We start from the raw sequence: 6,766 nt of genomic DNA, 5'->3' as shown, positions 1-6,766 counted from the left end.
CGAACATTCGACCGGACATCGAAGCCGAACGGCTTTCCGGCCGACCGCGAGCCCATCGGACCCACGACTTCGGACCGGGAATGTTCCCGGGCACACGGTCGACCCCCACCGGGGATCGCCCGAGCACCTCGGCGACGTCGTTCGTGGCGGCCCGGTGCCGTCGCGCCCGCGTCGACCGTCCGCGGACCGTTCGTCGACCGCACCGCGCCATAGTGGTGGCCGTCACCCGGGGAACGCGCCCGGGACGCCGCCCGCCGGCTTCCCGAGCACCGGAATCCCGGGAAAACCCGACGAAAGGTGTGCACGCCCATGCCCATCGGACTCGCCCTCCCCCAGTACGGCGCCTTCGCCGACCCCGCCCTGACCGCCCGGGTCGCCGCCGAGGCCGAAGCCGCCGGCTACGACCACCTCTGGACGGGCGACCGCATCCTGGTCCCCAACGACCCGCAGAACCACTACCCCGGCGGGGACGGCACGGTCCCGGACGGATTCCGCACCTTCCTCGACCCCCTGACCCTGCTGACGGTGGCCGCCGGCGCCACCCGCCGGGCGCGGCTGGGCACCAGCACGCTCAACGCCCTCTGGCAGCCGCCGGCGCTGCTCGCCCGCACCCTGACCAGCGTCGACCGGGTCAGCGGCGGCCGGCTGGACGTCGGCATCGGGCTCGGCTGGTCCAAGGACGAGTACCAGGCGGTCGGCGTCCCCTGGGAGGGCAAGGCGGCCCGGCTGGAGGAGACCCTGGACGTGCTGGAGGCGCTCTGGGCGGGTGGCGAGGACGTCCGGCACACCGGCGCGCTGTGGACCGTCCCGCCGTCGACGGTGCTGGCCCTCCCGGTCCAGCGGCCGCGCCCGCCCGTCCTGCTCGGCGGGTTCAGCGCGGCCGCACTGGAGCGGGTCGGACGGCGCGCCGACGGCTGGCTCGGCGTCGGCCTGCCGGTTCCCGCGCTGCACGGGATCCGGGATCGCCTCCACGGCGCCGCCCGCGCCGCCGGGCGGGACCCGCGGGCGCTGCGTCTGATCCTGCGGGCCAACCCGGTGATCACCGCCACGCCCGTACCCGCGGAGCAGGTCCCGCGGCGCGGCACGATCGGGCAGATCGCCGACTACTTCGCCGACGCGATGCGGCAGCTGGGCGCCGAGCCGCTGCTCGACCTGCACCACACCGCGCGTTCCGCGGACGAGTTCCTCGCCCTCGCCCTGGAGTTCCGCGCCGCCCTCGCCGGGTGACCCTCCTCCCGGCCGCCCGCGGTGCGGGTGGCCGGGAGGAGGCGGCGTCAGAGGGCCGTCCGGCACGACCGGCGCGGTGCCCACCCGGTGCGCGAGAAGCCGGTCCGGCCTGGTCGGTGCACGAAAGGGCAGAACGCCGGGCCCCGGCGTATGGATGCCGTCAGGGCACACGGGACGGCGGATTTCCCCGATCTATCGTCCTTCTCCGTCGAGACGAAACCGGTCTCCGATTCGAGAAGGAAGACGATTCCGAGATGAAACCGCTGTCCCGCCTGAAACGCGCCTTCGCCTGCGGGCTCGCCGCGGTCGCCGTGCTGTCCGGACCGGCCGTGCAGGCCCAGGCCGCACCGGCCGCCGCCGGCATGCCCGTGGACAAGACCTGTGGGACCCCGGCCGTGCCCGGTGGCGGCAACTGCATGACCTCGCTGATCACCTCGGCCTTCGACACGATCAAGCTCATGCGCAGCGCCGCCAACGCGAACAAGCTGGACAACGCGCAGTTCACCCAGAACACGGCGTCGAAGCTGAGCGAGAAGTTCCCGGGATTCAACGTCATGGTGTTCAAGACGGTGGGCACCGACCTGTACGACACCGAGTGGTTCACGAACGAGCACAAGGCCGACATGAAGGGCGTGCTGCTCGACACCACCTACAAGCTCAACCACTTCATGGACAAGGAGCAGAAGGAGCCCTCCGGCTACGACAAGTTCCGGATCTGGGTGTTCCAGGGCGAGTCGACGTTCCGCAACCGGGGCGACGGCGGCTACATGAACTGGGCGTTCGTCGGCAACGACGGCGACAGCGTCAAGAAGGAGCCGTGGACCTGCCGGTCCGGCACCGCGCGGCCCTACAAGTGCGACGGCGACGTGCGCACCATCCACTTCCCCGCCCGCTCCGGCTACGGCAGCAGGACCGGCAGCCTGACCCCGGACTCCGCGGCCCCGGGCTACCACGCCTGCCTGGACGTCAGCGGCAACGGCACCGCGAACGGCACCCCCGTGCAGCTGTGGGAGTGCAACGGCGGCGACGCCCAGAAGTGGACGTACAACGGCTACAAGCTCCGCGCGGCCAACGGCAAGTGCCTCGACCTCGCGGACAACAGGGCCGCGAACGGGAACAGGCTCCAGATCTGGGACTGCCTGGAGATCCCCGGCCAGCGCTGGCACATGTCGCCCAGCGGCGGGCTGCGGCACCTGACGGACCTGGACGACCGTTCCAGGGACGTCTGCGTCGACGACTTCGACGGCCGCACCGCCAACGGCAGCAAGGTCACCGCCTGGGCCTGCGGCTCCGAGGACAAGCGGGACGCGCCCAACCAGAACTGGGCCTGGGGCGGCACCCCGCCGACCACCGACCCGGGCACGCCCGGCAACGGCGCCGACGTCACCCTCAAGCTCGACAACGGGCTCGGCGCCCTCCCGGTCGGCGGTTCGGCCGGCGCGTCCGTCGTCCCCGGGATCCGGGGCGGCAACGAGTCCAAGTGGAAGCTCACCTCCGTGGGCGGCGGCCGCTACCGGATCACCAGCTCCTACGGGCTGGAGCTCACCGAGAGCGGCGGCTACCTGGCCGAACTCCAGCCGTGGAGCAACTCCTCCAAGCAGAAGTGGGAGCTCTACGCGGTCGGCAACGGCCGCTACCAGATCCGGATCTCCGACGACGACTGCCTCGCCCACGACTCCGACTTCAAGCAGCTCGGCGTGTGGACGTGCAAGCGCGGATGGCAGCAGGAGTGGGTGCTCGAATCCGCCTCCGGCGGCGTCGTCGTCCCGGGCGAGCCCGGCACCCCGACGAAGCCGACCGACCCCACGAAGCCCCCGACGGGCGGCGGCACCGGCGGTGGCAGCACCACCGTCCCGACCGAGCGGCCGCTGTTCCTGAAGCTCGACAACGGCCTCGGCGCGACGGCCCCGACCGAGACCGCGAGCTGGGGCGCGCCGGTGCTGGGCGGGATCCTCGGCTACAAGGGCTCCACCTGGACGATCAAGCCCCTGGGCGGCGACCGCTACCGGATCGTCAACGACCTCGGCTACAACCTCACCGAGAACCCCGAGACCTACGTCGCCGAGCAGCAGGCCTGGGGCAACACCTCCAACCAGAAGTGGCAGTTCGTCGGCGTCGGCAACGGCAGGTACCGGATCCAGATCTCCGACGACGACTGCCTCACCCTCGACTCCGACCACAAGCAGCTCGGCGTGTGGACCTGCGAGGGCGGCTGGAAGCAGGAGTGGTCCCTCCAGCTCCGCTGACGGACGGCGCCCGCCCCGGACCGGACGGCCCGGATCCCCGTGATCCGGCCACCGTCCCGGGGCGGGCGCCGGTGCCGCCTCAGGTGGGTTCGGGGGCCGGCTGGAGGTAGCCGGCGGGGGCTTCGGGGACGGGGCCGAGGGCCTGGTCGGTGGGTCGGGGAGGGGTCGTGGCGTAGGCCGTCCAGGTGGTGGGGCCGGCGTGTTCCCGCCAGGTCCAGGTCCGGGCGCCATGGGCGAGGTCGAGGCCGGGCCGGGGCATGGTGAGGATGCCCGGTTGCTGCATGGGGGCGAGCACCGGGCCGAGCGGGAGGGCCGGGAGCAGGGCGGCGAGGGCCCGGTCGGTGACCGCCTCGGGTCAGCTCAGGGACACCCCGGCGGAAGTTTCCTCCGCTCCCGGGTGCCCGGCGGCGGTCTCGACGGCGAAGGCGTGCAGGAGGTCGTGCAGCCGGTAGTGCTCGGGCCGGTCCTGGGTCAGCAGGTTCTCGTCGACCAGCGCCTCCAGTGCCTCGCGCGCGGAGGCCGGATCGAGGGCGGCGAGGTCGGCGGCGGAACGGGCGGTGTAGTCGCGGCCCGGGTGGACGGCGAGCAGCCGGAAGAACCGCCGGGCCGCTTCCGGCAGGCCCTGGTAGGAGAGGTCGAAGGCGGTGCGGAGCGAGCGGTCGCCCGCCACGATCGCCCGGATGCCGCCGTGTTCGAGGTGTTCGGCGAGGTCGGACAGGCCCCAGGCGGGGCGGGCGCGCAGCCGGGAGGCGGCGAGGGCGAGGGCGAGCGGGAGGCGGCCGCAGAGCCCGGCGATGCGCTCCGCAGCCTCCGGGGCGGCGGCGATCCGGTCGGGCCCGGCGGTGGCGGCCAGCAGGGCGACGGCCTCCGGCGGGCTGAGCGGGTCGAGCGGCAGGGCGTTCGCGCCGTCCAGGCCGGCCAGCCGGCGGCGGCTGGTGACCAGGACCAGGCAGCCCGGCCCGGCCGGAACCAGCGGGCGGACCTGCGGTTCGTCGGCGGCGTTGTCGAGCAGCAGCAGCGCCTCGCGACCGTGCAGGCGGTCGCGGAACAGCGCGGCGCGGGCGTCCAGCCCGGCCGGGACGCGGGACCCGTCCACGCCGAGGGCGCCCAGCAGCCCGTCCAGCACGTCGGACGGGTCGAGCGGGCGGTGGTCCGGGTCGAAGCCGCGCAGGTTGACGTAGAGCTGGAGCTGGCTGAACCGGCCGGCCCGGGCGAGTTCGTGGGCCGCGCGGACGGCGAGCCGGGTCTTGCCGACGCCGGCCATCCCCTCGATCGCGGTGACCTGGACGGTGGCGGGGGACCCGGCCGGCCCGGTGGCCGCGTCCAGCAGCGCGGCGAGTTCGGCGCTCCGCCCGGTGAAGGTGGCCAGGTCGGCGGGGAGTTGGCGGAGCACGGTGACCGGGACGGGCGGGGAGCGGCGGGTCGGTTCGGCGGACGCGGCGGGGGCGGGCGCCCGGCGGGCGCCCGGAGGGGGCGTGGCGCCGCCCGACCCGAGCACCCGCTGGTGCACGGCGGCGATCTGCGGACCGGGTTCGATGCCGAGATCGGCGGCGAGTGCCGCGCGCATCCGGCGGTAGACCTCGAGTGCCTCGGCGCGCCGCCCGGCGGCCGCCAGGGCCTCGATCAGCAGCGCGTGCACGCCCTCCCGGTGCGGCTCCTCGGCGGCCAGCCGCCGCAGGACCCGGATCGCCTCGGCGGTGCGGCCGAGCCGCAGGTCGGCGCAGGCGGCGAGTTCAGTGAGCTCGACGCGGGCCTCCAGCCAGCCCGGCACCTCGTCCCGGTGCAGCGGATCCGAGGGTACGTCGGACAGCGGCGCTCCGCGCCACAGTTCCAGGGCGGCGGTGGCCGAGCGGGAGACGGTCTGCCAGTCCTCGCTCCGGGCGGCGCCGCGGGCGGATTCGCTCTGCGCGGTGAAGATGGTGGCGTCCAGCTCGGTCTGCGGGTCCACCCCGATCCGGTAGCCGGATCCGGTGGTCTCGACCCGCTCGGCCGCCTCCCCCAGCAGCCGGCGCAGCCGCAGTACGTGGCTGCGCAGGGTGGTGGTGGCGGCGCGCGGTGGCTGGTTGCTCCAGACCGCGTCGGCCAGTTCGGTCACGCCCACCGTCTGGTTGGGGCGGCACAGCAGGCTCGCCAACAGGATCCGGACCCGCGACGGCACCATGACCGCGGCTCCCGCGACGCGTATCTCAAGAGGCCCCAGGAGGCCGAACCAGATCGCTCCAGCCACCATATCTCCCCAGAAACTGCACGGTTATGACTGAGATTGAAGCCATCTTGAACACTTCCCGTCAAGAACCGACGCATCAGGAGCCTCTTTTGAACGGAACTTGCACGCGGCTTCCATCCGGCTTGAACGGGTCTCCGCCAGGCTGTCGGCGTTGATCGCGTCAAAGATCGTCCGCCGCTTGCCGATTGGTGATGATCCCCGTTGCTTGATCTGGAAGAGATAACCGCGAGATTCCAGGCGATCGCCGACTACGCCCGCACCGGCAGGGTCAACCACCGCTGGCTGGGCGCCCTGCCCGGCCAGGTGGCGACCCTGGCCCGGGAGTGGGAGCTGGAGATCGGCGCCGATGTCGAGACCGACTTCACCTCGGGGGTCTCCTCCGTGGTGCTGGCCTGCACCGGACCGCGCGGCGCGGCGAGCCTGAAGCTCGCCGCCGACTCCTACGCGCTGGCCGAGGAGGTCGCGATGCTCCATCAGTTCGCGCCCAGCGGGCGGGTGCCGGAGGTGCTCGCCACCGCCCGCGGCGCCGCCCTGCTGGAGGCCGTGCACCCCGGGACTCCGGTGGAGGACCTGCCCGAACAGCCCGCACCGGCCGACTACGCCCGCTTCCTCACCGAGCTGCACGAGGCCGGTGACCCGGACGCCTCGCCGCGCCGGATCACCGACTGGCTGGAGCTGATGTACGGCTGGACCGAGCGCGGCGGCCTGGACTGCACCGCCTCCCGCCGGATCTGCGCCGAACTGCTCGCCGACCCGGCCGACCGGGTGCTGCTCCACGGTGACCTGCACCTGGGCAACGTCCTGGCCAGCGACACCCGGGGCCTGGTCGCCCGCAGCCCGATCGCCTGCGCCGGCGAGCGCTGCTTCGACGCCGCCGACTACGTCCTGGAGGGCCGGGACCGGGCCACCATGGTGTGGCGGCGCGACGAACTCGCCCGCGAGGCGGGGCTGGACGTCGACCGGCTGGACGCCTGGTGCCGGGCGATGGCCCCGCTCGGCGCGTCCCGCTCCCCCAGCCCCGAGCGGGCCTCCGAGCTGCTCGCGTTCGGGCGCGGTGAGTACTGAC

The 6,766-nt window shown here is 73.7% G+C and carries 5 protein-coding genes; 3 read left to right on the top strand and 2 right to left on the bottom strand.

Annotated features, from left to right (window positions below; all coding sequences use genetic code 11):
- Positions 1–309: 309 nt before the first annotated feature.
- Both ABT238_RS15560 and ABT238_RS15555 read left to right on the top strand, forming a co-directional pair.
- The gene (locus tag ABT238_RS15560; RefSeq protein ID WP_350758209.1) at positions 310–1,227 is read left to right on the top strand and encodes a TIGR03619 family F420-dependent LLM class oxidoreductase; all 918 of its coding nucleotides are present in this window, start codon (positions 310–312) and stop codon (positions 1,225–1,227) included.
- A 254-nt stretch (positions 1,228–1,481) separates the two neighbouring features.
- Complete coding sequence (locus ABT238_RS15555) at positions 1,482–3,473, top strand: RICIN domain-containing protein (protein ID WP_350570213.1); 1,992 nt, start codon at positions 1,482–1,484, stop codon at positions 3,471–3,473.
- Between the two features lie 79 nt (positions 3,474–3,552).
- Here ABT238_RS15555 and ABT238_RS15550 read toward each other — a convergent pair whose 3' ends face one another.
- Together ABT238_RS15550 and ABT238_RS15545 are read right to left on the bottom strand one after the other, a co-directional pair.
- Complete coding sequence (locus ABT238_RS15550; RefSeq protein WP_350570212.1) at positions 3,553–3,756, bottom strand: hypothetical protein; 204 nt, start codon at positions 3,754–3,756, stop codon at positions 3,553–3,555.
- Between the two features lie 72 nt (positions 3,757–3,828).
- Positions 3,829–5,634 (bottom strand): AfsR/SARP family transcriptional regulator, encoded by a 1,806-nt coding sequence (locus ABT238_RS15545; RefSeq protein WP_350570211.1) that lies wholly within the window; start codon positions 5,632–5,634, stop codon positions 3,829–3,831.
- Positions 5,635–5,901: 267 nt separating this feature from the next.
- Between ABT238_RS15545 and ABT238_RS15540 the strand changes: the two genes are divergently transcribed.
- The gene (locus ABT238_RS15540; RefSeq protein ID WP_350570209.1) at positions 5,902–6,765 is read left to right on the top strand and encodes an aminoglycoside phosphotransferase family protein; all 864 of its coding nucleotides are present in this window, start codon (positions 5,902–5,904) and stop codon (positions 6,763–6,765) included.
- Position 6,766: the final 1 nt, after the last annotated feature.

It is taken from the genome of Kitasatospora sp. NPDC001527 (assembly GCF_040298605.1).
Classification (GTDB): Bacteria; Actinomycetota; Actinomycetes; order Streptomycetales; family Streptomycetaceae; genus Kitasatospora.
This window is presented reverse-complemented; position numbering and strand designations above follow the sequence as displayed.